The organism is Prochlorococcus marinus (assembly GCF_001180245.1).
Classification (GTDB): domain Bacteria; phylum Cyanobacteriota; class Cyanobacteriia; order PCC-6307; family Cyanobiaceae; genus Prochlorococcus_A; species Prochlorococcus_A marinus_F.
This window is the reverse complement of sequence record NZ_CVSV01000131.1, coordinates 475,399-500,623: the sequence shown is the minus strand read 5'-3', so window position 1 is coordinate 500,623 and position 25,225 is coordinate 475,399. Positions and strand designations below refer to the sequence as shown.

Annotated in this window: 27 protein-coding genes and 1 pseudogene; 22 read left to right on the top strand and 6 right to left on the bottom strand. The window is 30.7% G+C overall.

Features of this window, described 5'->3' with window-relative positions; genetic code table 11:
* The 9 genes from AMO19_RS08050 to psaK form a co-directional block, all read left to right on the top strand.
* The coding region (locus tag AMO19_RS08050; protein ID WP_075508032.1) for a 2Fe-2S iron-sulfur cluster-binding protein at positions 1-370 on the top strand (370 nt) is incomplete at its 5' end.
* Between the two features lie 5 nt (positions 371-375).
* Positions 376-1,224, top strand: coding sequence for an inositol monophosphatase family protein (locus AMO19_RS08045; RefSeq protein ID WP_075508031.1), 849 nt, complete (start codon positions 376-378; stop codon positions 1,222-1,224).
* 18 nt (positions 1,225-1,242) lie between these two features.
* Positions 1,243-2,394, top strand: a complete 1,152-nt coding sequence (locus tag AMO19_RS08040; protein WP_075508030.1) for an ATP phosphoribosyltransferase regulatory subunit — start codon at positions 1,243-1,245, stop codon at positions 2,392-2,394.
* A gap of 116 nt (positions 2,395-2,510) precedes the next feature.
* Positions 2,511-4,415: a molecular chaperone HtpG gene (htpG, locus tag AMO19_RS08035; protein ID WP_075508029.1), complete on the top strand. Its 1,905-nt coding sequence runs from the start codon at positions 2,511-2,513 to the stop codon at positions 4,413-4,415.
* Positions 4,416-4,454: 39 nt separating this feature from the next.
* The gene (gene rpmB / locus AMO19_RS08030; RefSeq protein WP_025881448.1) at positions 4,455-4,691 is read left to right on the top strand and encodes a 50S ribosomal protein L28; all 237 of its coding nucleotides are present in this window, start codon (positions 4,455-4,457) and stop codon (positions 4,689-4,691) included.
* A gap of 6 nt (positions 4,692-4,697) precedes the next feature.
* Complete coding sequence (locus AMO19_RS08025) at positions 4,698-5,231, top strand: peroxiredoxin (protein WP_075508028.1); 534 nt, start codon at positions 4,698-4,700, stop codon at positions 5,229-5,231.
* Positions 5,232-5,235: 4 nt separating this feature from the next.
* Entirely contained in the window at positions 5,236-5,538 is a 303-nt protein-coding gene (locus tag AMO19_RS08020; RefSeq protein ID WP_075508027.1) for a DUF2499 domain-containing protein, read from the top strand.
* Entirely contained in the window at positions 5,531-5,866 is a 336-nt protein-coding gene (locus AMO19_RS08015) for a DUF3593 domain-containing protein (protein WP_075508026.1), read from the top strand. The genes AMO19_RS08020 and AMO19_RS08015 overlap by 8 nt, the downstream gene beginning before the upstream one ends.
* Before the next feature lie 66 nt (positions 5,867-5,932).
* Positions 5,933-6,193, top strand: coding sequence for a photosystem I reaction center subunit PsaK (gene psaK, locus AMO19_RS08010; protein ID WP_075508025.1), 261 nt, complete (start codon positions 5,933-5,935; stop codon positions 6,191-6,193).
* A gap of 34 nt (positions 6,194-6,227) precedes the next feature.
* Here psaK and dxs read toward each other — a convergent pair whose 3' ends face one another.
* Complete coding sequence (dxs, locus tag AMO19_RS08005; protein WP_075508024.1) at positions 6,228-8,117, bottom strand: 1-deoxy-D-xylulose-5-phosphate synthase; 1,890 nt, start codon at positions 8,115-8,117, stop codon at positions 6,228-6,230.
* 116 nt (positions 8,118-8,233) lie between these two features.
* Between dxs and ilvA the strand changes: the two genes are divergently transcribed.
* The 3 genes from ilvA (at position 8,234) to AMO19_RS07990 (ending at position 10,665) form a co-directional block, all read left to right on the top strand.
* Positions 8,234-9,775: a threonine ammonia-lyase, biosynthetic gene (ilvA, locus tag AMO19_RS08000; protein WP_075508023.1), complete on the top strand. Its 1,542-nt coding sequence runs from the start codon at positions 8,234-8,236 to the stop codon at positions 9,773-9,775.
* Positions 9,776-9,841: 66 nt separating this feature from the next.
* A complete protein-coding gene (gene scpB, locus AMO19_RS07995) occupies positions 9,842-10,348 on the top strand; it encodes an SMC-Scp complex subunit ScpB (RefSeq protein ID WP_075508022.1) in 507 nt (168 codons plus the stop codon).
* A 38-nt stretch (positions 10,349-10,386) separates the two neighbouring features.
* The gene (locus AMO19_RS07990) at positions 10,387-10,665 is read left to right on the top strand and encodes a YggT family protein (RefSeq protein ID WP_002807500.1); all 279 of its coding nucleotides are present in this window, start codon (positions 10,387-10,389) and stop codon (positions 10,663-10,665) included.
* A 2-nt stretch (positions 10,666-10,667) separates the two neighbouring features.
* Here the strand turns inward: AMO19_RS07990 and AMO19_RS07985 are convergent, their stop codons facing one another.
* On the bottom strand, positions 10,668-10,997 hold the full coding sequence (locus AMO19_RS07985; protein ID WP_075508021.1) for a nucleoside triphosphate pyrophosphohydrolase family protein: 330 nt from the start codon (positions 10,995-10,997) through the stop codon (positions 10,668-10,670).
* Positions 10,998-11,058: 61 nt separating this feature from the next.
* On the opposite strand from AMO19_RS07985, the gene pyk reads away from it, so the two are divergent.
* Genes pyk through AMO19_RS07960 form a run of 5 tightly spaced genes read left to right on the top strand, consistent with a single transcriptional unit; the run spans position 11,059 to position 16,621 of the window.
* Entirely contained in the window at positions 11,059-12,852 is a 1,794-nt protein-coding gene (gene pyk, locus AMO19_RS07980; protein ID WP_075508020.1) for a pyruvate kinase, read from the top strand.
* Positions 12,845-14,077, top strand: a complete 1,233-nt coding sequence (locus tag AMO19_RS07975) for an ABC transporter permease (protein ID WP_075508019.1) — start codon at positions 12,845-12,847, stop codon at positions 14,075-14,077. The genes pyk and AMO19_RS07975 overlap by 8 nt, the downstream gene beginning before the upstream one ends.
* A 15-nt stretch (positions 14,078-14,092) precedes the next feature.
* Positions 14,093-14,662, top strand: a complete 570-nt coding sequence (locus AMO19_RS07970; protein ID WP_075508018.1) for a biotin transporter BioY — start codon at positions 14,093-14,095, stop codon at positions 14,660-14,662.
* The gene (lspA, locus tag AMO19_RS07965; RefSeq protein WP_075508017.1) at positions 14,662-15,120 is read left to right on the top strand and encodes a signal peptidase II; all 459 of its coding nucleotides are present in this window, start codon (positions 14,662-14,664) and stop codon (positions 15,118-15,120) included. Before AMO19_RS07970 ends, lspA begins: the two co-directional genes overlap by 1 nt.
* Before the next feature lies 1 nt (position 15,121).
* Positions 15,122-16,621 carry a GTP-binding protein gene (locus tag AMO19_RS07960; RefSeq protein WP_075508061.1) on the top strand — a complete coding sequence of 500 codons (1,500 nt, stop codon included), beginning with the start codon at positions 15,122-15,124 and terminating at the stop codon, positions 16,619-16,621.
* Positions 16,622-16,754: 133 nt separating this feature from the next.
* Here the strand turns inward: AMO19_RS07960 and AMO19_RS07955 are convergent, their stop codons facing one another.
* Complete coding sequence (locus AMO19_RS07955) at positions 16,755-18,140, bottom strand: pyridoxal phosphate-dependent decarboxylase family protein (RefSeq protein WP_075508016.1); 1,386 nt, start codon at positions 18,138-18,140, stop codon at positions 16,755-16,757.
* 43 nt (positions 18,141-18,183) lie between these two features.
* On the opposite strand from AMO19_RS07955, the gene AMO19_RS07950 reads away from it, so the two are divergent.
* On the top strand, positions 18,184-18,699 hold the full coding sequence (locus tag AMO19_RS07950; protein WP_075508015.1) for a nucleoside deaminase: 516 nt from the start codon (positions 18,184-18,186) through the stop codon (positions 18,697-18,699).
* Here AMO19_RS07950 and AMO19_RS07945 read toward each other — a convergent pair.
* Positions 18,674-19,858, bottom strand: coding sequence for a pyridoxal-phosphate-dependent aminotransferase family protein (locus tag AMO19_RS07945; RefSeq protein ID WP_075508014.1), 1,185 nt, complete (start codon positions 19,856-19,858; stop codon positions 18,674-18,676). The two genes, AMO19_RS07950 and AMO19_RS07945, sit on opposite strands and share 26 nt — an antisense overlap.
* Before the next feature lie 214 nt (positions 19,859-20,072).
* Here AMO19_RS07945 and glnA point away from each other — a divergent pair, with 214 nt between their 5' ends.
* The 3 genes from glnA to AMO19_RS07930 all read left to right on the top strand — a co-directional run bounded on the left by glnA (position 20,073) and on the right by AMO19_RS07930 (position 22,928).
* Positions 20,073-21,494 carry a type I glutamate--ammonia ligase gene (glnA, locus tag AMO19_RS07940; RefSeq protein WP_075508013.1) on the top strand — a complete coding sequence of 474 codons (1,422 nt, stop codon included), beginning with the start codon at positions 20,073-20,075 and terminating at the stop codon, positions 21,492-21,494.
* Between the two features lie 102 nt (positions 21,495-21,596).
* The gene (locus tag AMO19_RS07935) at positions 21,597-22,652 is read left to right on the top strand and encodes a class I SAM-dependent methyltransferase (RefSeq protein ID WP_075508012.1); all 1,056 of its coding nucleotides are present in this window, start codon (positions 21,597-21,599) and stop codon (positions 22,650-22,652) included.
* Positions 22,653-22,664: 12 nt separating this feature from the next.
* The gene (locus AMO19_RS07930; RefSeq protein WP_025955690.1) at positions 22,665-22,928 is read left to right on the top strand and encodes a DUF6439 family protein; all 264 of its coding nucleotides are present in this window, start codon (positions 22,665-22,667) and stop codon (positions 22,926-22,928) included.
* Here the strand turns inward: AMO19_RS07930 and AMO19_RS07925 are convergent.
* On the bottom strand, positions 22,907-23,341 hold the full coding sequence (locus AMO19_RS07925; RefSeq protein WP_075508011.1) for an ATP-binding protein: 435 nt from the start codon (positions 23,339-23,341) through the stop codon (positions 22,907-22,909). The two genes, AMO19_RS07930 and AMO19_RS07925, sit on opposite strands and share 22 nt — an antisense overlap.
* Before the next feature lie 48 nt (positions 23,342-23,389).
* A pseudogene (locus AMO19_RS07920) lies at positions 23,390-24,113 on the bottom strand (GUN4 domain-containing protein).
* A gap of 35 nt (positions 24,114-24,148) precedes the next feature.
* Between AMO19_RS07920 and mnmH the strand changes: the two are divergent.
* Entirely contained in the window at positions 24,149-25,189 is a 1,041-nt protein-coding gene (mnmH, locus tag AMO19_RS07915; RefSeq protein ID WP_075508010.1) for a tRNA 2-selenouridine(34) synthase MnmH, read from the top strand.
* Positions 25,190-25,225 lie beyond the last annotated feature (36 nt).

The window sequence follows — 25,225 nt, the reverse complement described above, 5'->3', positions numbered from 1 at the left end:
AAAGACTTTCACAGTCACGATTAAAAACAAGGAAACCGGAAAGGTCTACCAAGAGCGGGTCAATAGTGATGATTACATACTTAAGGAATTTGAAAAGAAAGGTTTCAAACTTGCATTTTCATGTAGAAATGGTTGCTGTACAAGTTGTGCAGTTAAAATTAAATCTGGTACCATACAACAACCTGAAGCCATGGGTGTATCTCAGGCTTTAAAAGACAAAGGCTATGCACTTCTTTGTGTCGCTAAAGCAACTTCAAATCTTGTAGTAGAAACCACATATGAAGATGAAGTATATGATTTACAATTTGGACAATATTTTGGGAGGGGAAATACAAGAGTTGCGCCACCATGGGAATTTGAGGAAGATTAACTATCATGTTTGAATTAATTGAAATAGAGGAACTTGCAAATAAAGTAAACTTATCCATTCTGTTCGAAGTAGCTAAGAATTCCGCTCAAATTGGTAATGAAATTTTAAAAGTTAATTACAATAAAATCCAGAAAATATCATCAAAGGGTAGAAAGGGCGATCTAGTTACCAATGTAGATTTGGAAGTTGAAAATAAAATAAAAGAATATTTATTAGAAGAGACACCAAACATATCTATAAATGCAGAAGAATCGGGTAAATTAACCAAATCTTCGGATTTAACGTGGTGTATAGACCCATTAGACGGTACTACAAATTATTCCCATGGATATCCTTTTTTTGGGACTTCTATTGGGCTTGTATATAAAAATAAGCCAATTATAGGCGCTATATCAGTACCTTATTTAAATGAACTATATTCAGCCTGTATAGGTTTAGGCTCATTCTGCAATGATAGTGAACTTAAAGTATCGAAAACCTCTAATCTTTCTGATAGTTTACTCGTAACTGGTTTCTCTTATGACAGATTTGAGACAGAGGATAATAATTATGCTGAATTTTGTTATTTAACACATAAAACTAGAGGTGTTAGAAGAGGAGGTGCAGCAGCAGTTGATCTAGCATTTGTTGCGGCGGGTAAGGTCGATGGATATTGGGAAAGAGGATTGGAGGTATGGGACCTAGCGGCCGGTGCTATTATTGTCAAAGAGGCTGGTGGCATTATTTCTGATTATCCATCAGGCGAATTTAATTTATGTTCAGGAAGAATTTTAGCTTGTTCTCCCAGCCTTGAGAATGAATTAAAAAATGAACTAGATAAAGTTTCTCCATTCAAAAAAAATCTCTATACCTAAAATTACTTAAATATAAAAATGACCGATATAAAGGAAATTAAATTAGTCGATGTAAAAAATAACTCAAACATCATAAATAATTTAAATAGTATTTATAAACTATGGGGATATGAAGAGGTTTCACCCTCCTTCATAAATACTTTAGATACCATAAAAGGCCGTGGCGTTATTGACGAAAATCAAGTTATAGGAATAGTAAGTAGTAATTCATTATGTCTTAGGCCAGAGATGACTACATCAATTGTTAAATTGTCATCTACTAGACTAATAAATAAGAAAAGACCTATAAGATTATTTACCAATGGAATGGTTTTTGATAAAAAACAAAATAATAAAAATTCATTTAAGTTACAAGAAAAATTGCAGAGTGGTATTGAATTAATTGGATATGACACAAAATACCCAGAAATTGAAGTTATTAATATTTTGTTTGATTCAATCGATAATATTAATTTGAGGGATGGTTGTAATTTATTTCTACTTGTAAGCACCACAAAAATAATGGACTTGATACTTAACAAATATAAGAATAATAATTTTGAAGAAATCAAGAAAAGTCTGGTTAATTTTGATCAAGATAATTTATCCAAATTAGAAATTGATGAAGATGATAAATATATTCTTAAAGATCTTTTATTCACACGAGGAGAGCCAATTGCAATATTAAATAAATTAAAAACTATATACGGTGCTAGTAAAACATTAGATGACTTAAATTTTTTATTTGAAACATTATCAAAAATATCAAATAAATATGGTGTTAAATTACAACTTGATCCTACATTTCAACCTCACCTAAATTTATATGAAGGAATAGTTTTTCAATTAATAGGGGATAATGGTAAAAATAAAAGCGTCATCGCAAAAGGTGGAAGATATGATGAGTTAGTAAGATCATATAGTCCTAATGAGAAAATATTTAATGGGATTGGATTTACAATTTCAGTAGACATTTTAAGAAATTTAATTAAGGAAGAAAAGACTGATCAAAAGAAGATTTTATTGATGTTTAAAGATTCTTATTTGTTAGAAAAAGGTATGAATGAACAAAAAGTGCAACAGAAAAAAGGAAATATTGCTGTCTTACATTTAAATCCATGTGATGACTTGGCTAGAGCCTATCAAATTATGAAAGAAAATAATTGTAGTGAGATTTTGTGGGTTAAATAAAACCTTTTCAAAATTTATTTAACTTTTAAATTCATATCTTGTACGGTCAATACTCCTAATAAAACTTGATTAACTAGTTTTTACGAAATAATATTTAAGATGTTTGATTTTTTTAAATGGAAAAAGGCGAAATTCGTATTAATACCGAAAATATTTTCCCAATTATCAAGAAGGCAGTATATTCTGACCATGAAATCTTTTTAAGAGAACTTGTTAGTAATGGTGTTGACGCAATTAGTAAAAGAAGAATGGCCTCTATGGCAGGTGATTGCGAGAATACTGAGGAAGCTCAAGTAAAAATAACACTTAACCGTGAAAAAAATACGCTAACAATTTCCGATAATGGAATTGGAATGAATGATGAAGAAATTAAGAAGTACATAAATCAAGTTGCATTTTCTAGTGCTGAAGAATTCCTAACAAAATACAAAAAAGATAATGATGAATTTATAGGTCATTTTGGACTAGGTTTTTATTCAAGTTTCATGGTGGCAGATAGAGTTGATATATTAACTAAGTCGGCAATTGGTGAATCAAAAGCATTCAAATGGTCTTGTGATGGATCTCCAAATTTCACTTTAGAGGAAGCAGAAAGAGAGACAATTGGTACAGATGTTATTCTTCACCTGCTTGAAGAAGAAAAAGAGTTTATCGAACCTGAAAGGATTAAATCACTAATAAAAAAATATTGTGATTTCATGCCAATAGATGTCTTATTAGAAGGAGAGACAATCAATAAGAAAAATCCTCCTTGGAGAAAACAACCTAGTGAATTAAAAGATGAAGATTATATTGAGTTATATAAATACCTTTATCCTTTCCAGGGAGATCCATTGTTATGGATTCATCTAAATACAGATTATCCATATGACATACAAGGGATATTGTATTTTCCAAAGTTGTCAGGTCGAGCTGATTGGGAAAAGGGAGAAATAAAACTTTTTTGCAATCAAGTATTCGTAAGCGATTCAATTAAAGAGATAGTACCAAAATACCTTTTACCTCTAAGAGGAGTTATTGACTCTACAGATATACCTTTAAATGTTAGTAGAAGTGCATTACAAACAGATAGAAAAGTAAGGTCTATATCATCATTTATCTCAAAAAAGATCGCTAATAAACTGAAGGATTTGATAAAAAATTCTCCAGAATTTTATGCAGAAATTTGGGATTCTATCTCTGCTTTTATTAAAATTGGAGCTATCGAGGATGATAAATTTGCTGAATTAGTAAATAAAAGTATAATTTTTGAAACAATAATAAATTCAGAAAAAGACGTCTCTAAAGATATTGAAAATAAAACTCTTATCAAATCCAATGATAAATATTTCACAACTCTGGCTAATTACAAGGAACGAAGTAACTTAACTGATTCTAAAAAAATAATTTACTGTTCAGATTCGATTGCTCAGTCAAGCGCATTAAATATCTGCTTATCTGAAAACAAGGAAGTTATTAAATCAGATCCCTTAATTGATGCACAATTTCTTCCTTGGTTAGAAAGTAAAAACGAAGATTATCAGTTTCAAAGAGTTGATTCAGAAATAAACGAACTTGAAGATAATGAATCTAAAGAAATTGTAGATAAGGATGGCAAATCGAACACAGAAAATCTTAGAGATACGATTGTAAAAGCTCTTAACAACGAAAAAGTAACAGTTAAAGTTCAGTCACTTTCAAGTAAAGGTGCACCACCTGCGATGATCTTGCTTCCAGAGCAAATGAGAAGAATTAATGATATGGGTGCTTACATGGAACAAAAGATGCCTGGCTTACCTGAATATCATGTGCTTTTAATTAATAAGGAACATCCTCTTATTGTTGGTCTAAATAAAATTACAGGCAATAAAATAATTATTGATAAAAAAGCCCCTACAGAAAATCCATTGGCATCTAAAATTGCAAATCATGTTTACGATATGGCTAAACTATCGGTTGGTGGATTAGATCAAAAACAGATTATTAATTTACAAAATAATAACGCTGATTTAATTTCAGAATTGCTTAATTCAACAAATTGAGTCGTATGTTAAAATTTTTACAGATATAACTCAAAAGATATGTCAAGAGTTTGCGAACTGACAGGAGCAAAAGCTAATAATGGGATGGCTGTAAGTCACTCACATATTCGTACAAAAAAATTGCAACAAGTTAATCTCCAAAAAAGGAGACTTTGGTGGGAAGAAGGAAAAAAATGGGTAAATATAAAAATTAGTACCAAAGCGCTGAAATCTATACAAAAAGTTGGATTAGATAAATTTGCTAAATCAAATGGAGTTGATTTAAAAAAATTCTAAATATTGATGAGAAATTTAGTTGTAAGTATATTAATATCATTTATTCTTTTAATTAATTATAATTCAGCAATAGCTTTCGATTTCGCTCCAGAACTTGGAGACATGGCTCCAAATTTTCAATTAGAAGGCTTTAATAAAAACATAAAATCAAAAAAGATTTGGGAATTAAATGATTTTCAAGGCAAGTGGCTTGTTATGTATTTTTATCCAAAGGACTTTACAGCAGGTTGCACTCTTGAAGCTAAAGGGTTTTCTGAATTAAAAAAGGATTTTTCAAAATATAATGCCGAAATTGTTGGAATTAGCGCAGATAATAAAGATTCTCATGAAAGTTTCTGCAGCGAAAAATCTCTAAACTACACTTTATTATCTGATCCCGAAGGAATTATTAGCGATAAATATGGTTCTTGGATTCCCCCTTTTTCAGATAGAAATACTTTTTTGATTTCTCCAGAAGGGGAAATTTCTTATAGATGGATAAGTGTTTTGCCTTTAAATCATGCTAAAGAAGTTCTCAACGTTTTAAAGAAAAAAATATAAAATTTTGCACGAATTATCATTTGGAACTTGGTTAATACATATCTCATCAGTAATAGAATGGATTTTTGCCATATTAGTCATAAACAAAATTTCTACATATAAAAAATATAATTTATTTTTTTGGTTAAGCCTCGCTATGGTCCCAAACTTAATAGGTGCTATGTGTGCGATCACATGGCATATCTATGACAACCAAGAAAATCTTTACGGTCTAGTATCACTTCAAGGAATATTTACACTTGTTGGAAATTCAACATTAGCCTGTGCTGCAATAATAATTTTTAAAGGAAAAGAGACTTATGAATGATTTATTTTTTAAATTAATAGAAAAATTAGGTTCAATTGATAACACATTATTGTTCGCAGTATCAATAATTCCATATACAATATTTTTGTTTTACATATATAAAATCAAATCTGTTAATATTTTTGTAAAAACAGGATTTTCCTTAACTGTATTATTCGTATTCATAACTATATTTGTATCAATTTTCACACTAAATTACTATGATAAAAACCTTGTTGAGGTTGACTTTTTGCATGGCTTTGCAGAATCCTTTCTTACTCTAAGCGATTTTGTTATTTTGTTTGGATTTATAAAAATGTTAAATAGCTTAGAAGTAAACAACTCTTAAGACCTTTTACAATTTTGTGTTTTTTAGGTAAAAGTATTAGAGAATATATGAAAATAACGATTTTTTATGCTTACTACATTATTTGCAGCTGCTGATCCAGCAACTTTTTCTTGGTCTCCTAAGTGTGCCGTCGTAATGATTGCATGTAATGTTTTTGCTTATGCTATTGCTAGAGCAACAATAAGAAAACCTAATGAAGGTTTTGAAATACCCAATTCAAAATTCTATGGTGGTTTAAGTCACGCTTCAGTTGTAGGTGCTAATTGCCTAGGTCATATTTTCGGAATTGGAGCAATCTTAGGATTAGCCTCACGTGGTGTTTTATAAATATTTAATTATAAAATTTTTATTTATTAAATTTTTAATTAACTAACTTAAATTTTTCAACAATTTTATCTGCCATCTGATCAGGCATGAGGCCTAGTTTTTCTTTGCTCTGATCAGGTGATGCATGATCAACTAATACATCAGGTATACCTATTCTGTATACAGGAATATTTATTTCATTATCGTTAAATAATTCAACTATTGCGGAACCAAATCCACCTATTAAGGTTCCTTCTTCCATAGTTACAACTTTTTGAATCCTACTTGCTAAAGGCATAATAAGATTTTTGTCGAGAGGTTTAACAAATCTTGCATTAACAATGCATACATTAATGTTCATGTTTTTTAAGATCTTTGCTGTTTCGATTGCTGATGCGACCATTGAACCATAAGCAATAATTAAAATATCTTCTCCTTCTTCAAGTATTTCTGCTTCGCCTATTTTTAGAGGTTCCCAACCCTCATCCATTACAGCCACTCCTAATCCAGAGCCTCTGGGTATTCTTAGAGCTGTAGGACCATTATGATTTATTGAAGTTATTAACATTCTCTGTAATTCAGACTCATCCTTTGGAGCCATCAATACAAAATTAGGTATAGATCTCATATAACTTATATCGTACTGACCTTGGTGAGTAGGACCGTCAGCTCCAACTATCCCAGCTCTATCAAGTACGAATGATACAGGTAAATTTTGTATCCCTACATCATGAATTAATTGGTCAAAAGCACGTTGAAGAAAAGTACTATAAATAGCTACAACAGGCTTAAGACCATCGCAAGACATTCCTGCTGCAAGAGTAACTGCATGTTGTTCTGCTATTCCTACATCGATATATTGATCAGGGATATTTTTTTGCAATATATCTAAACCAGTACCTGTAGCCATCGCAGCTGTAATGCCAACGACTTTGCTATCTTGCTCACATATTTTTAATAAAGTTTGACCGAAAATTTTACTATAACTAACAGGTTTAGGTTTCTTTGATGGAATAGATTTCCCAGTTGTAAGATCAAAAGCAGACTGTGCATGATATCCAACCTGATCGGCTTCTGCATATGGGTAACCCTTCCCTTTTGTTGTGACAACATGAACAAGTACAGGTCTTTTGAGTTTATGGGCAGCGTTAAAGGTCTTAACTAAGTTACCAATATCATGACCATCAATTGGACCCATATATGTAAATCCAAGTTCTTCAAAAACAGCTCCAACCTTAGGTACAGATAATCGTCTAACGCTTCCTTTAATATTTTTGAGTTCTTCTGGAATATCCTTACCAATTAAGGGAATATTTTTTACACTTTCTTGAACACTATCGGACAAAAATTGCAATGGTGGACTTACTCTTACCTTATTTAGGTAAGATGAAAGAGCTCCAACTGGAGGTGAAATAGACATATCATTATCGTTCAATACAACAACTAAAGGGGTATTTGGTAAGTGACCTGCATGATTTATAGCTTCTAATGCCATTCCTCCAGTTAGTGCGCCATCTCCAATAACAGCGACACATTTATAATTCTCACCTTTTCTATCTCTCGCTATTGCCATTCCTAAAGCTGCAGAAATAGAAGTACTTGCATGTCCAGCACCAAAATGATCAAATTTACTTTCACTTCTTTTTAGATATCCAGCGACTCCATTTTGTTGCCTTAGAGAATCAAATTGACTAAAACGTCCTGTAATTAATTTATGAGGGTAACCTTGATGTCCTACATCCCAAACAACTTTGTCAAAATCAAGATCAAGAGTTTGATATAAAGCCAATGTCAACTCAACTACACCTAATCCAGGACCAAGATGTCCTCCACTAGTAGATACTACCTGAAGATGTCTTTCTCTAATTTGACAAGCAATTTCCTCTAATTGTGAAACTGTTAAGCCATGAAGTTGATTTGGATGACTTAACTCACTTAAAAGCATTTAACAAAAATTGGTATCTATATAATCTAAAACGTTGAGGTGCAAAATGAGTATTTTTTTTGAAATAGATCATGTAATGTTTTATTAGATTAATAATTAATGCTAAAAATATATATATGAATGATTATTTTGAAAAAATACTTCAAGCTGAAGTCTATGAAGTTGCAAAAAAAACACCACTAGAGAAAGCTCATAATTTAAGTAATACACTTAATAATGAAGTTTTTCTAAAGAGAGAAGATCTTCAAGATGTATTTTCATTCAAAATAAGAGGTGCATATAACAAAATGAGTAAGCTCACTAATTCACAGCTTGCTCAAGGAGTAATTACTTCTAGTGCTGGTAATCATGCTCAAGGGGTTGCACTTAGTGCACTTAAGTTAAATTGCCAAGCAACCATATTAATGCCCATTACCACACCTCTCGTAAAAGTTAATGCAGTAAAAAATTTAAAAGCAAAAGTTATATTATATGGCGATAACTATGATGAAACTTACAAAGAGGCAATAAGGATTAGCCAAGAAAGAAATTTATGCTTTATTCATCCCTTTGATGATCCAGAAGTAATTGCAGGACAAGGAACTATAGCTATAGAACTTGAACAGCAGCTTAAGGAAAAACCTTATGCAATTTATATTTCTGTAGGTGGTGGGGGATTGATATCAGGGATATCCTTATACGTTAAAAAAATATGGCCTGAAGTAAAAATAATTGGTGTAGAACCAGAAGATGCTGACGCAATGACGAAATCTTTGGAAGAAGAAAAAATTGTGGAACTATCTTCTGTAGGTCAATTTGCAGATGGAGTAGCGGTTAAAAAAATTGGTAAAAATACTTTTGATATTGGTAGAAAATATATTGATAAGATGATCAGGGTTAATACCGACGAAATCTGTGCTGCTATTAAAGATGTTTTTGAGGATACTAGATCAATACTAGAGCCCGCAGGTGCCTTATCAATAGCGGGAATGAAAAAAGATATTTTAAATTCGAATCATTTAAATAGAAAAATGGTCGCGATTGCATGTGGTGCAAATATGAATTTTGAAAGGCTTAGATTTGTAGCAGAAAGAGCAGAACTTGGAGAGTGTAAAGAAGTAATGATGGCTGTTGAAATTCCTGAACATGCTGGTAGTCTGATTGATTTTTGCAAGTTACTTGATAATAGGAATTTAACTGAATTTAGCTATAGGATGTCGAATTCTAAAAATGCACAGATCTTCGTAGGAGTTCAAGTCTATGGTTTAAATGATAAAAAAAATCTATTAAATGTATTTAGAAATTCTGAGTACTCATTTATTGACATAAGTGATGATGAATTATCTAAAAATCATCTCAGACATATGGTAGGTGGAAGATTACCAAAGAATTTTAAAGAGATGGAATATAGAAACTTTATTGAACTTTTATACAGATTTGAGTTTCCTGAAAGGCCTGGCGCATTAATAAACTTTTTAAAGAATATGAAATCTAATTGGTCTATAAGCGTATTTCACTACAGGAATTATGGAGCTGATGTGGGGAAAATTGTTATTGGAGTTTTGATCGATAAAAATGAAATTTTAGAGTGGAATAAATTTGTAAGAATTCTAGGCTATAAATTCTGGGATGAAACTCAAAACGATACATATAGGTTATTCCTTGGTGCGTCAGATTAAATTTAAGGTATCTTAGGAAAGATTTCGGTAATTAAAATCAATCAATCTGATCTAAATACCACGCCAATATCTGACATAGATCTAGTTACTAAAGTTGAAGCTGTTCTATATTTGAAAGGCAGACCAATAACAAAAAAGGATCTTTCAGAAATTACTAATTCTGATATAAACTCAATAAATGATGCAATTAAAGATCTAAAAAATAAATACTCTAATCCAAACTCAGCTATTGAATTAAAAGCAGTTAATAACAGTTTTTCTCTAGAACTAAAATCTAGTCTTAATGAATTTGTCGATGATTTGCTTCCTTCTGATTTGAAAACATCCGAATTAAGAACATTGGCAACTATAGCAATCAAAAAAAAGATCCTGCAATCAGATCTTATTCTTCTTCGAGGTTCAGGAGCATATGATCATATTAAAGAATTATTAGATAAGAAGTTTATCGTCAAACGGAAGCAAAAAGATGGTAGATCATATTGGTTATCATTATCAGAAAAGTTTTTCCAAACTTTTGCTGTGAGTAATGAATATCTCTCAAAAATAGGAAGTCGAAATAATAAGCAGCAATAATAAGTAAATGTTAGAATAAATTAAATTAAGACAATGTAATGTTATCTGAGATTTTTGCAGTTCTGGGCCAAACTTTATCAATCTATTCTTTCATATTGATAATAAGAATTTTACTTACTTGGTTTCCAGGTATTGATTGGAGTAACGGTGTTTTATCTGCATTAACTTCTATCACAGATCCTTATTTAAACATTTTTAGAGGTATCATCCCTCCAATTGGTGGTTTTGATATTTCATCTTTATTAGCTTTTTTACTTTTAAATGTTATTCAAAACTTAATCACAAATCTCCAGTATGCAAGCTTAGGTTATAGCTAAACTTATCTATCATCTCCAGACCCACTTATCTTTCCTTTAGAAGCTCTTAATTTTAATTTTTCCAGATTTTGTAATGCAACATCCTCTAAATTGAAATTTAATTCTGTACAAAGATTTGATATGTACCATAAAACATCTCCTAACTCTTTTTTAATACCTAATTTAGATTCGTTATCAAATATTCCATTTTTATCTCTTATAACTTTTTTTACTTTTTCTGCCACCTCACCAGCCTCTCCAACCAAACCAAGAGTTGGATAAATATTATTTGAGCCTAAATTTGGATATTGTGCTGTTTCTCTAGCTTTTTTCTGATAAGTTTTAAAATCCATGACTTAAATAACTAACTTTGGGTATGGTAAATTTATTTATATCTAGCAATATTATTTATATATGTCGAATATTGATTTAAAAAGAAGAACGAAAATTGTAGCAACTATTGGACCCGCAACTCAATCAGAAGAGATAATTACAGATTTAATTAAAGCTGGAGTAACAACATTCAGATTAAATTTCTCACATGGAGATCATAAAGATCATGCTGAGAGAATAAAAACAATAAGAGAGGTATCAAATAAACTAGATATAGATATTGGAATATTACAAGATCTTCAAGGACCTAAAATAAGATTAGGCCGCTTTAAAGATGGTCCAGTAAAAGTTAAAAAAGGTGATAAATTTACACTGACATCGAATGAAGTTGAATGTACAAATAAAATTGCAAATGTAACCTACGACAAACTTTCCCAAGAAGTTAGTGAAGGGAAAAGAATACTTTTAGATGATGGCAAAATAGAAATGATTGTAGAAAAAGTAGATATAAAAGCTAATCTTTTGGAATGTTTAGTAACTGTAGGGGGTGTTCTTTCAAACAATAAAGGGGTTAATTTCCCAGATGTTCAATTATCAGTAAAAGCATTAACAGAAAAAGATAAAGAGGATTTAAAATTTGGTTTATCTGAAGGAGTTGATTGGATAGCCCTTAGTTTCGTAAGAAATCCATCCGATATAAACGAGATAAAAGATTTAATAAACAAAAATGGGCATTCGACTCCTGTAGTAGCAAAAATAGAAAAATTTGAAGCAATTGATCAAATTGACACCGTATTACCTTTATGTGACGGAGTAATGGTTGCAAGAGGTGATTTGGGAGTTGAGATGCCTGCAGAAGAAGTTCCTCTTTTACAAAAGGAATTAATAAGAAAAGCTAATTCGCTAGGTATCCCCATAATTACAGCGACTCAAATGCTTGATTCTATGGCTTCTAACCCAAGACCAACTAGGGCAGAAGTTAGTGATGTTGCAAATGCGATTCTGGATGGTACAGATGCTGTAATGCTTTCAAACGAAACTGCCGTTGGCGATTATCCTGTAGAGGCAGTTGAAACTATGGCAACCATAGCAAGAAGAATTGAAAGGGATTATCCACTTAAAGCTATTGAAAGCCACTTACCTAGTACGATCCCAAATGCCATTAGTGCAGCAGTAAGTAATATAGCTAGACAACTTGATGCAGGAGCTATAATCCCTTTAACGAAATCAGGTTCTACCGCTCGAAATGTAAGTAAATTCAGACCACCAACACCTATCTTGGCAACTACAACAGAGAGGAGTGTAGCGAGAAGATTGCAACTTGTTTGGGGAGTGACTCCAATAGTAGTTAAAAATGATGAAAGAACAGCAAAAACTTTTAGTTTAGCAATGCAAATTGCTCAGGAGATGGGAATACTAAATCAAGGAGATTTAGTAGTTCAAACTGCAGGCACATTAACTGGTATTAGTGGCTCTACAGATTTAATAAAAGTCGGTTTAGTAAGAAAGATTGTATCAAGAGGAATTTCAATAGGGGAAATCGGTGTAACAGGTAAAGCAAGAATAATTAAAAACAATCTAGATATGTCCCTAATTTGTCCGGGAGAAATATTATTTGTTCCCGAGGAATTAATGAAGAATATTCCGCTAAGTAAAAATATTGCGGGCATTGTTACGAACCAAAATGTAAATGATGTTTATGCTTTGTTTAACAAAAATAATAAAAAAATTTCTACAATTTGTAATTTAGAAAATATGGATAATCATCAAATCAGCAATGGCGATCTTATTACACTGCAGCTAAATGAAGGAGTTATATACATGGGGCAAATTGAAGATGATGATGATGCAATAGATAAATATAAATATGTCTAGGAATATCTCATTAAAAGAAGCCTTAGGCATGGCTACAAAAACCTTAGTCTCGAACAAATTGAGAAGTTCATTAACAATGCTTGGGATAATTATAGGAAATGCATCAGTTATTACACTTGTTGGGCTTGGAAGAGGTGCTCAAACATTAGCTAAAAACCAATTAAGTAATTTAGGTGCAAATGTTTTATTCATTGTTCCTGGAAATAATGACACCAGAAGAAGAGGTATTTCATTTCCTAAAAATCTTGTTTTAGAAGATGCACTAGCAATAAGTAATCAAGTCCCAACAGTTAAAAAAGTTGCGCCTCAAATTTCTGCTAACGAAATAGTGCAGTCAAATTCTAAAAGTCTAAATATATCAATTGCAGGAGTTACTCCTGAATTTCTTGAAGTAAGAAGCTTTGAAGTTGATAAGGGAAGATTTATATCTAATAGTGATATTAATAGTGCAAGAAGTTATGTAGTAATAGGTCCTGATCTTAAAGAAGAATTTTTCAAAGATAATTCTTCATCACTTGGGGAAAAAATCAGAATTAAAGATCATACTTATGAAATTATTGGAATATTAAAACCAAAAGGTGCTGTATTTGGAAGTAATCAAGACAAAAATGCTTATATTCCATTAACCACCATGGTCAATAGGATTACAGGGAAGGACCCGACATATGGAGTAAGTTTAAGCTTCATTAGTGTTGAAGCTATAAATAAAAATGCAACTAGTGCCGCTAAATTTCAGATTACTAACTTATTAAGGCAAAGACATAAAATAATCAGAGATGATGACTTTGCGGTTAGATCACAAGAAGATGCATTGAATATAGTAACCAATATAACAAGTGGGCTAACGTTTTTATTGGCTGGTATTGGTGCAGTATCTTTGGTGGTTGGAGGCATAGGAATCATGAATATCATGCTAGTTTCTGTAAGTGAAAGGACTGAAGAGATTGGACTTAGAAAAGCAATAGGAGCTAAACAGTCAGACATATTAATTCAATTTTTAATTGAGGCATTGATTTTATCTACAATTGGCGGATTAATTGGAACAACAACAGGATTATCAGGTGTTTTTCTTTTATCTCTGATAACACCACTTCCTGCATCAGTAGGAATTACAACCACTTTTTCCACAATGATCATTTCAGGATCAATAGGTTTAATCTTTGGCGTTTTACCTGCAAAAAGAGCTTCTAAATTAGATCCAATTGTTGCATTAAGAAGTTTATAAATAGAATTTATAATAATGCTCAATTTTTATAAATTAATTGAGATACTGGTGAGTCTTCAATCAATAGTAATAACCTCAATGTTACCTGTTTATATTCCACTACCATTTATCTATAAATCTAGTAATAACTTTGAGTTACCTATCACATGGCAAATTCCGACAATAATTTTATTAACACTTATTTTCCATAAAAAAGTTGTTTTCAGAGCATTTTCGATATATATAATTATGGGGTTATTTATACTTCCTGTCTTTCACCAAGGAGGTTCATTAGGTTATTTGCTTACTCCAAATTTTGGTTATTTATTAGGTTTATATCCATTAATCAAAATAATTGATAATTTAAATAATAGAAATAAAATAAATGTTAGAAGTTTTTTAAAAAACGGATTTATAGCAATAGGTGCTATGCATTTAACTGGAATTTTTTACAACTTCATACAAATCATATTCTACAATCAATACAATTTATTTTTATATAATTTAGGGAAATATTCATTAGGTAAAATTGGATATCATTTATTAATGCTTTTTCCACTTTTATTACTTATTAAACCTATAGAACGTTTAAAACGTAGCAAATAATGATTATTAATATAAAAACAAAATTATATTTTGTATCTTTAAGTATTTTTATTGTTCTGATAGATCAATTTACGAAATATTTAATGTTTTATAATAAAAAATTATTTATTAATAAAGATTTTCTTTTATTCAAATTAGACTTTGTAAAAAATTACGGAGCAGCATTTAACATATTTAGTGGTAGTAGAGTATTTTTATCTTTAATTAGTATTTTTTTTTCTATATTACTTATTTATTTGATATTTAGAAAGAATACTTTAAACTCATTCGATCTATATTCTTATAGCTTTATTCTTGGGGGAACTATTGGTAATGGTATAGATAGAATATATAGAGGTTTTGTAGTTGATTTTATAAATTTAAATATTATAAATTTTCCAGTGTTTAATATTGCAGATATATCTATTAATATTGGTTTCATTATTTTACTGTATAACATTTTTAAAAATAATCGATAAAATGAAATACTTGAAATTAAAGTATATAAAGTATGTAATATTGATATTATTTCTTTATATTTTATTTTCTATATTTGTAAGAATAGTAAATATTTATACTCTTTTATTTTTAATTATAATTATTTATACTTTTTATAATATTGATAAAAAATTATTTAAAAAAATAGTTTATAAAGTTATATATAAAAATAAAAAAAATACACTTTCATTCAAAAATACATATGGTGCTGCCAAGATAAGTTTGGAAGGAGTCGAGAAAATTAACAAAAAAATTAGCGATAAAGTAAAAGCTGAATTGTTAAATTACCAAAAAAATAAACTGGAGTCCCAATTAAAAACAGGAGATTACAAAGTTACTCTTTTTGGAGCAGGTTCCTCAGGAAAAACATCTATAGCAAGATCTTTGTTGAAAAATATTGTCGGACAAACCTCAGCAAAAATTGGTACAACAAAGAAAATTAATAGCTATAAAATTCGTATACCAATTTTAAAAAGAAACGTTAATATAGTTGATACTCCGGGTTTATTCGAACCATCTAAATTAGGAGAAGAAAGAGAAAAAGCAACAATTATACAAGCATCAAATTCTGACCTAGTTCTTTTTGTTTTAGATCAGGACATAAATAAATACGAAAACTATTTAATTAAAGAATTATTAAAATTAAGGAAAAAAATAATAATAGTTCTAAATAAATGTGATTTGAGGTCTAGAGATGAAAATAACCTTATCAAAGAAAATATAATTTCTATAACATCCGCTAGAAAAAATAAAATTTCAGTGGTTCAAACAATTGCAGTCCCTCAAAAATCTCCCTATATAAAATCAGATGCTTTAAATTTAGTCCCCGAGGTAGGAAGTTTATTTAGAGAAATAATTGAAACCCTAGATAATAATGGTGAAGAGCTATTGGCTGATAATATTCTTTTTCGCTCAAATAAGTTAGGTATTAAAAGTAAAAATTTCGTACAAGAACAAAGATATTTAATGTCAAATAAAGTGATTAATAAATATATGTGGATAACCGGAGGAGTAATACTAGTTAATCCACTACCAGCTGTTGATTTTCTTACTACTACCTCCGTAAACCTTCAAATGATAATGGAGTTATCAAAAATATATGAAATAAAGCTTACAAAAAAAGATGCAAAAGATTTAGCGACTTCATTGCTAAGCGCATTGGCAAAACAAGGAATACTAAAAGGGGGTCTCGCCATTCTTTCTCCTGCTTTAGCTACAAGCTTGACTAAAATAATATTATCTAAATCTATACAATCAGTTACAGCAGGCTGGTTAATAAGAATAGTAGGACTAAGTTTGATTGAATATTTTAAAAATGGTCAAGATTGGGGCGATGGAGGAATTCAAGAAGTAGTAGATAAGATCTATAGAATAAGTAAAAGAGAGGATATTTTAAATAATTTCGTAAAAGAAGCTATTTCAAAAATTGAAATGAAAAAATATTTCAAATCAAATAAAAGTTTGCCTCCATTTACTAATTAATATTGGATAATTGATCATTTAGATAAGTTCTGAAATCAAAGATAGTTATTAATAGTAAATAAGCAATGCAAATAGCTATAGAGATAAACCCTGTTATTATTGCAATAATTTTTGGTCTTCCCATATTCATTAGCTAAGCATCAAGAAGTCTTAAAAGTTCTTCAATATCAGAATCCTTTGTATTGTAATTTCCCATGACAACCCGTAAAAAATATTTACCTTTAAATTTTGGTCTAGAAAGCATAAAATTATTGTTAATTAGTTCATTTACTTTAGTTTGAGTCCATGCATCAGAGTCTTTTGGCTTAAGTTTTTTTGGTAAGAATGAAACAATATGAAGAGGACCTGAATATATATCAAATTTATTTTTACTAATATTTTTTACAAAAAAGTCTTTTCTTTTAATTGATGAATTTAATATATTTTCTATTCCTTTGAGACCTAAAAAACGTAACCCAAGCCATAGTTTGATAACCTCTGCAGGTCTAGAACCTTGTATGCCTATTTCGCCTCTATTTATAATATTTTCTTTAGATGATATGTATGGTAGTCCAGTATTAAAAGTATTTTCTAAAGTACTCATATTTGAAACCAATAACAAAGATGAAGTCTTTGTAATGCCAATAATTTTTTGTGGATTAATCGTAATCGAATTAGCCTGATTAATATTATTTAGACCTTCTATTGGAATAGAAGTTATAGCAAAAATCCCTCCAATTGAACCATCAATATGTAACCATATGTTTCTTTGTTTACAGATTTCACTTATTTCTTTAATAGGATCAATGGCTCCTCTTACAGTTGTCCCAAGGGTGGCAACAATAGCAAATATTTTTTTATTTTCTATTGAACATTTATCTAAAGAGTTTCTCAGATCGTTTATATCCATTCGACCTTGATTATCAGTTTTAATCCTGACAAGATTCCTATTATCAAGACCCATTACTCTTATACATTTAACGAATGAAGAATGAGCATCTTCACTAACAAGTAATACAGAATTGGGTTCAGAACCTAATCCAGCGTTATTTCTAGCTGCAATAAGTGCATTCAGATTACTTAATGTACCGCCGCTAGCAGCTATACCTCCTGAGAAATCATTAAACCCTATTTTCTTAGCAAACCATTTGCATAATGATTCCTCAAGCAAGGTTACACTTGGTGATAACTCGTAAGCGAGAAGATTATTATTTAAACCAGCAGAAATTAAATCTCCCAAAATAGAAAAAATTAAAGGTGGGGGATCAAGGTGAGCTAGTGAGCCAGGATGAACTGGATTAAATGAATTATTCAAAAGAGATTCAATATCAGAAAACAAATCTTCCTCAGAGTTACCATCTTCCTCAGGCATAATACAATTGAAACTCTCATCAAAAGGTAAAGGACCATTTTTATCAGCTTTAGAGAACCAGTCACAAAGAGTTCGACTTGCTCTATTCAGAAGAGTAATCAATTTGTCATTAGTCCCTAAATTTGAGGGGAAATATATATCTTTATTACTAATTAAATCTTCAGCCATCAGATAAGATATCTATTAATAATTCTATTCTCAATCTTGGTAAATGAGATATATTTTTGAAAATGGAAATAGTAATGAAGAACAACAACAAAAAACATATAATTCAAAATACACTTCATGGATGAATTCGATATTAAGAAGATCCAAAGAAATTGGGAAAGTTGAGCTACCAATCTGTTCAATAATTTTAGATGAGAGAGGAAGATGTATCGGGAGAGGGGTTAACAGAAGGAATATAAATAAAGACCCATTAGGTCATGCTGAGATAATGGCACTTAGGCAGGCATCTCTAATAAAAAATGATTGGAGATTTAATGAATGTACTATTATCACAAATTTAGAACCTTGTACTATGTGTTCCTCTGCACTTATTCAAGCACGGATGGGTAAAGTTATTTTCGGGGCTTACGATGAGAAAAGAGGTGGATTGGGTGGTTCAATAGACCTATCAAAACATGAAAGTGCTCATCACAAAATGGAAATAATTGGAGGTATCCTAGAAGATGAATGCAGTCAAATATTGCAGAATTGGTTCAAAAAGTTGAGGACTCAAAGATAGAAAATTTCTTTAGCTCTGTATCAAATAGGTTTAATAATCTATCAACATTCTCCTCACACGAATTAAAACCCATTAGCCCTACACGCCACACCTTTCCGGATAATGCTCCAAGTCCATTTCCTATCTCAATTCCAAAGCTTCTTAAGAGATGATTTCTAAAGCCATCCCCATCAACTGCTGGAGGTATTTTAACTGTGGTTAATGTTGGCAATCTATAATCCTCTGATACATGTAATTCCATTCCTAGACTTTCTAAACCTTTCCACAATTTCTTTGCATTAGTATTATGTCTATTCCAAACATTTTCTAAACCCTCTTTCGCAATTAATCGTAAACCTTCGCGAATGGCAAAATTCATGTTTACTGGAGCAGTATGATGGTAAACACGATCAGAACCCCAATACTTATTTAATAGAGATAAATCTAAATACCAGTTAGGTACTTTTGTTTTTCTTGAAGATAGTTTTTCTTCAGCTCTTTTATTCATTGTAAAAGGGCTTAATCCAGGGGGACAACTTAATCCCTTTTGACTACAACTGTATGCTAGATCAATTTTCCATTCGTCTATCAATAATTCTAAAGCACCAAGTGAAGTAACAGCATCTACTAAAAATAAGCAATTATTTTTTCTACAAATATCCCCAATACCATCAAGAGGTTGTAAAACACCACTTGAGGTTTCAGCATGGACAATAGCAAAAATAGCAGGTTTTTTAGTCTCTATTTCATACTTAATTTCCTCGTAAGTAAAAGCTTCACCCCATGGTTTTTCAATAACGGAAACTTGAGCTTTATATCTAGTTGCCATATCAACTAATCTATCTCCAAAATATCCTTTTTTAGCAATAAGAATTTTTTCGCCTTCTTCAATAAAATTAGCTATTGAAGCTTCCATAGCTGCACTACCAGTGCCGCTCATTGGGAGTGTAAGACGATTATTGCACTGCCAGGTATACCTTAAAAGTTGCTGAACGTCAGACATCAATGAGATATATGCCTCATCTAAATGACCAATAGGATTTAAAGAAAGAGCATTTAAAACTTCTGGATGTGCGTTTGAAGGTCCAGGTCCTAATAAAAGTCTGGAGGGAACATAAGTCTTTGAAAAATGAGATAAATTCTCTTTATTTAAAGCCGGAATAAGTTTTGCTTCTGTCAAAGAATTACATTCAATTACCTTTAAATTAGACTAATATCGTCGCTTAAGCGATATTTTTTTATAGAAATTAATTCAATTTAAATAATTAAGTAAATAATTATTAAAGTTATGACTTGAAACACTCAAAGAAGCCACCTAGTGTTGAAAAAAGTTACGGTTGATACATAATAAGAATCATCAAGTTATTAATTTCATATAAGGTATCTCAAAAGTTATGACGAAGTCTCCACAAGATGTTTTAAGTCAAATTAAAGATGAAGGAATTGAACTCATCGATTTAAAATTCACAGACATCCATGGTAAATGGCAGCATTTAACTCTTACATCAGACATGATAGAAGAGGATTCATTTACAGAAGGTCTAGCATTTGATGGTTCATCAATAAGGGGTTGGAAAGCAATTAATGCCTCCGACATGTCAATGGTCCCCGATGCAAGTACAGCATGGATAGATCCTTTTTACAAACATAAAACTCTAAGTATGATTTGCTCTATCCAAGAGCCTAGAAGTGGAGAACCTTATGATAGATGCCCAAGATCTTTAGCTCAAAAGGCTTTAAAGTACTTAGAATCGACTGGTATTGCTGATACAGCATTTTTTGGACCGGAACCAGAATTCTTCTTATTTGATGACGTGAGATACGACTCAAAAGAAGGTTCTTGCTTTTACAGTGTAGATACAATTGAAGCTCCATGGAACACAGGAAGAATTGAAGAAGGTGGAAATTTAGGATACAAGATCCAATACAAAGAAGGTTATTTCCCAGTTTCTCCAAATGATACTGCGCAAGACATCAGATCTGAAATGCTACTTTTAATGGGTGAATTAGGTATACCAACCGAAAAACATCACCATGAAGTTGCTGGTGCCGGTCAACACGAGCTTGGAATGAAATTCGATTCATTGATAAATTCTGCCGATAACGTAATGACTTATAAATACGTTGTCAGGAATGTTGCTAAAAAATATGGAAAAACTGCAACGTTTATGCCCAAGCCTGTATTCAACGATAATGGAACTGGAATGCATGTCCACCAAAGTTTATGGAAGAGTGGTCAGCCACTATTTTTTGGTGAAGGAGCATATGCAAATTTATCTCAAACAGCAAGATGGTATATCGGAGGCATACTTAAGCATGCTCCATCATTCTTAGCATTTACTAACCCAACAACAAATAGTTATAAACGATTGGTTCCAGGATTTGAAGCACCTGTAAATCTAGTTTATTCTGAGGGTAATAGATCAGCTGCAGTAAGAATACCTTTAACAGGTCCAAGCCCTAAGGCTAAAAGATTAGAATTCAGATCAGGAGATGCACTTGCAAACCCTTACTTGGCTTTCTCTGTAATGATGCTTGCTGGTATTGATGGAATCAAAAATCAAATTGATCCTGGTGACGGAGTAGATGTAGATTTATTTGAACTTCCAGCTGATGAACTTGCAAAAATTGATACAGTACCTTCCTCTCTAAATGATTCTCTTAATGCGTTAAAAGCAGATAAGGATTATCTATTAGCTGGTGGAGTATTTACTGAAGATTTTATTGATAACTTTATTGATATAAAATACGAAGAGGTACAACAGCTAAGACAAAGGCCTCATCCACATGAATTCTTTATGTATTACGATGCATAATTAAAAGAACTCATTAGTTTAAATTAATCAATTTGAGAAATATCACAAAATATTCTCAAATTGATTTTTTTTTTGTTGGAATATAGGTATATAAATTGAAAAATGGCTAGAGAATCTATTTCAAAAATTGCATATAAAACGCTACAACAAAGTAAAAGCATTGCAGGTTTTGCTCACAAGCAGATCAGTTCAAGACTAATGAATTTTATTCTTCCAGATTCAAAGCTTGAAAATTTTGATATAGATAAGGATCTTTTAATGCAAATCCAAAATTCAATGGATATCTTAAGAGAAGAAGATTGGAATGATGCAGAAAAAAATATATATCCAAAAAAATTATTATTTGACGAACCATGGCTTAGATATTTAACTCAATATCCTAAAATTTGGCTCGATATGCCTAATACATGGGATAGACGCAGAAAACAAAACTTTGATGATCTTCCAAAATCTATTGATAAAGATAATTATCCTCAATATTACTTGAGAAATTTTCATCATCAAACAGATGGTTATTTATCAGATTTTTCAGCTAGCATTTACGACCTACAAGTAGAGATACTTTTTAATGGAAGTGCTGACTCAATGAGGAGAAGAATAATTAAGCCAATAAAAGAAGGGCTTCAAACTTTTAGCGACAGAAAAAAAAGTTCCATAAATATACTTGATGTGGCTACAGGATCAGGAAGAACATTAAAACAATTAAGAGCTGCATTTCCTAAAGAAAAAATTACAGGACTTGATTTATCTGATTCATACTTAAAAGAGGCAAGTAGATATATTTCAGATTTAGATGGAGATTTAATTCAGTTAATAAAAGGTAACGCTGAAGAATTACCTTTTGAAAATGATAGTTTTCAATGTATATCTTGTGTTTACTTATTTCATGAATTACCTCGAACAATTAGAGCGAAAGTACTAAATGAATTTTTTAGAGTTATTGAACCGGGGGGGATATTAGTATTAGCTGATTCAATTCAAATAAGTGATTCACCTGACTTTACATCTGTAATGGAAAACTTCTATAAATCTTTTCATGAGCCTTTTTATTGTGATTACATAAAAGAGGATATAGATTCTAAAATAGAGGAAGTAGGGTTTAAAGATGTAAAATCTAATTCCTTTTTTATGACCAAAGTATGGTCTGCTGTAAAGTAAATAAAAACTTCTATGACCTATTGGGATAAAGATACTATTCAGCTTGTTCAAAGTCTTAATGACAAATTAAAAATTGATCATTCTAAATGGCATAAAGATAAAGGAAATAAATATAAACGATCTGCCGAACTAATTTCGGCGGGATTATGCCATTTAATCATTTCTTGTAATGAGAATCAATCAATTGAGTATATAGAAGAAAGTATAAAATGGTTAAAAGAAATCAACGTAGATCAACCTTGCCCTAGTAAAAATCACCTTTTTAAAGCCAACTGAAGCCTATTGCCTTTACTACTCCATCTAATATCATCAAAACATTCATTAATTATGTAAAGGCCACGGCCATTAATACTACTTATTTTTTTTGGTAATTTATAATCTCTTTTTTTTATTTCTAAACCATTACCTTGATCTTGAATTTGCCAAACACACCAATTAGGAGTAATTATTCTTCTTACTCTAATATTTTTTTTAGGATCTAATTTATTACCATGTTTTACTGCGTTAACCAAAGCTTCATGTAAACCAAGTTTTATAAGATAGCTTGATTGAGAATTATTAATAGGTTCTAATAATTGATCGACAAATTCATTTAACTGTAATGATGATTCAAATTCGTAGTTTGACCAGTTAATTTTTGGTCTTTTAAAAAATCTTTTTAAAATATTTTTGCCCTGGAATAAGGACATAATAATATTTTTACACTGTCTTAATTTTAACTTATTAAATACCTTAATTTAAAGAATATTATTGTGTCTCTTTGAAATAGCAGGATGACGTAGGATTGAGTCCATAAGTCTTACTCCTCTTAGTTGATTTATTAAAGGCATATGTCCATCAGGAGCATCCAATGACCAGCAAAAAGATCCAGGATATCTAGTCCATAAGCCCTCTTTTTTCCACCCTATTTTCGGCCACATTAATTCATATTTTTTCCCTACTGATTTTAATATCTTTGCTTGAATTGAGAATCCAAATCTACCAGTAGAATAAATAGTCCATAATCTATCTATCTATTGTTTCTAGATCTTTTCCTGACATATTTTTAACTTCACTGTAGAAAACATATCCACGTTTTTCAGCTAATTTTCCAGCTAATTTTCGTAAGTACGAACTTGTTAATCTATCTGCATCTTCAAATTTTTGCTCAACTAACATCAATTGCAATTCCTCATAATTAATATCAATATCTGAATATGTATTAAACCAATTATTGAATTTTGTGTTTTCAAAGAATTCTGGCTTAAATTTTTTTAAAACTTGCAATATCCATCCAGCAGCCCAGTCATCTCCTTCTCTATCAAACATATCAAAAAGAGATGGGCCAAGATTAAAAATATTTTCGACTTCAGATTCTATTTGAGTTAATGAATTTATCCTTTTTCTTTGATTGGAATCTATAAATTTTTTTATAAGATCTAATGTAGCATTACTATAGTTATCCTGTTCTTTGTTATTCATTTTAAAAAAATTAATCAAATAAATAAAAACTATCCATGTATTTCAAAAGAAAAGAACTAGAGAAATTTAGATGTTTTAAAGGACCACTTATAGATGTTAGGAGCCCGAGTGAGTATTATAAAGGACACATGCCTAATTCTATTAATATTCCACTATTTGATGATGATGAGAGATCTATAATTGGTACAATTTATAAAAAAGAAGGTAGAAAAAAAGCAGTAATAGAGGGATTAAAATTTTTTGAAAAAAAAATGGAATTACTTCTTGATAATTTATTCAAGAGTATTGAGTCTCATACAACTATTCCTAATAAAAATAATGAATTATTTATCAGGATATACTGCTCTAGAGGAGGAATGCGTTCACAAAGTATTGGATGGTTATTAGATAAATTTAAATTAAATATAGTTACACTTAATGGCGGATACAAAATATATAGAAGATGGGTATTAGATAGTTTTTCAAATAAGATGAATTTAGTAGTTATTGGCGGGAAAACAGGCACAGGGAAGACAAGATTATTATCATTACTTGATAAATATAGATATCAAACTATTGATCTTGAAGGATTTGCTTGTCATAGAGGAAGTACATTTGGAGGTTTAGGAATGAAAAAACAACCTTCAAATGAACAATTTGAAAATATTATTGCAGAAAAATTAAGTTCTTTTAAATGTTCTAATAATATTTTTGTAGAAGCTGAAAGTGCAAATATAGGTAAATGTAAAATTCCTCATGAATTCTTTAAGCAGATGAAAAACTCTAGGAGGATTGAAATTATAAGGAGCGAATCTAACAGGTTAGATGAGTTAATAGATACTTATAGTGTATTTAAAAAAGAGGAACTCCAAGAATCAGTACTAAGGATAAAAAAAAGACTAGGACCACAAAGAACAAAAATAGCTCTTGAATCAATTCATAATGAGAAATGGGACTTAGTTTGCAAATCAGTTTTAGATTATTACGATAAGTGTTATGAATATGAAAAGGTTGGCAAAACTAATATAAAGATAATAGATTTAACTGATAAAAAATATGATGAAAGTATCCTAGAGATAATAAATAATGTTTTATAAAATAACTACAAACGAATATGAAAAATTTTTCCTAAG